Source organism: Leucobacter ruminantium, from assembly GCF_017565705.1.
Classification (GTDB): Bacteria; Actinomycetota; Actinomycetes; order Actinomycetales; family Microbacteriaceae; genus Leucobacter; species Leucobacter ruminantium.
On the sequence record NZ_JAGDYL010000064.1, the window covers coordinates 1 to 1,235 of the forward strand.

A 1,235-nucleotide genomic window follows, 5' to 3' on the forward strand; every position below is an offset into this window, starting at 1 on the left:
GGCGGATTCAACCGGTCAACGCAATGGGTGCTGTGAGATGAAGCAGACGTTGATCTCAGGAGGCATCGGTTGCAGGGCAAGCATGGTCATCTCAGTCGTGAGCAGAAGCAGCTCGCGCTCCGTCTCCACTCGAAGGGATGGAGACTCATCGACATCGCTCGCGAGATCGGGTGCACGGCGCCGATGGTCGGCCGCATGGCGAGGGAAGGGCGTCACCTCGACGGGAAACCGTTCGGCTGGGAGCCGCGCGAGGGTCATCTGACGGTCTTCGATCGCGAGGAGATACTCGTGGGTCTCGCCCGCGGTGACACGCTCACTGCGGTCGCGCGCAGCCTCGGGCGGGCGGTGTCGACGATCAGCCGCGAGGTCAAGCGGGGCGGCGGACGCGAGGAGTACTCGGCGTGGCGGGCGCATGAGGACGCCCGGGAGCAGGCCCGCAGGCCGAAGCCGTTCAAGCTTGACGGTGGCCGGTTGCTCGAGACCGTGACAGCGCAGTTGAAGCAGCTGTGGTCGCCGCAGGAGATCGCTGCCCGCCTACGGTTGGAGCATCCCGACGACCCGGAGATGCACGTGAGCCACGAGACGATCTATCAGTCCCTGTTCGTACAGGGACGCGGGCAACTGCGCCGAGAACTCGCCCGCTGCCTGAGATCGGGACGCACGGCCAGGAAGGCGCGAACGGCAACGGATCGGCGCGGCCGTCTGCCAGGGATGGTCATGATCAGCGAGCGCCCCGCTGAGGTCGAGGACCGTGCCGTTCCCGGGCATTGGGAAGGCGATCTCATCCTTGGTGAGAACAGCCGTAGCGCCGTCGGAACCCTCGTCGAACGCAGCACCCGCCTCACGCTCCTGCTGCATCTGCCTGATGGGAAGAGTGCAGACAAGGTGGAGGCCGCGATGCGCGAAGCGATCACCGCGCTCCCGTCGTCGCTGGCGCGGACGATCACCTGGGATCAGGGCGCGGAGATGGCCAAGCACCTCGAGTTCACAGCCACAACCGGGATCCCGATCTACTTCTGCGACCCGCACTCCCCGTGGCAGCGGGGCAGCAATGAGAACACCAACGGGTTGCTACGTCAATACCTTCCGAAGAGCACCGATCTGAGCATCGTTAGCCGCGCGGACCTGACCGCGATTCAGGACTCGCTCAACGGCCGACCACGCAAGACGCTCGGATATCTGACACCATCGGAGAAGTTCACGGAACTCGTTGCGACCACCGGTTGAATCCGCCG

At 65.3% G+C, this 1,235-nt stretch carries 1 protein-coding gene; it reads left to right on the top strand.

Going from position 1 to position 1,235, the window contains the following annotated elements; genetic code table 11:
* Nucleotides 1–69: 69 nt before the first annotated feature.
* Entirely contained in the window at nt 70–1,227 is a 1,158-nt protein-coding gene (locus tag J4H91_RS15365; RefSeq protein ID WP_208047120.1) for an IS30 family transposase, read from the top strand.
* Nucleotides 1,228–1,235: the final 8 nt, after the last annotated feature.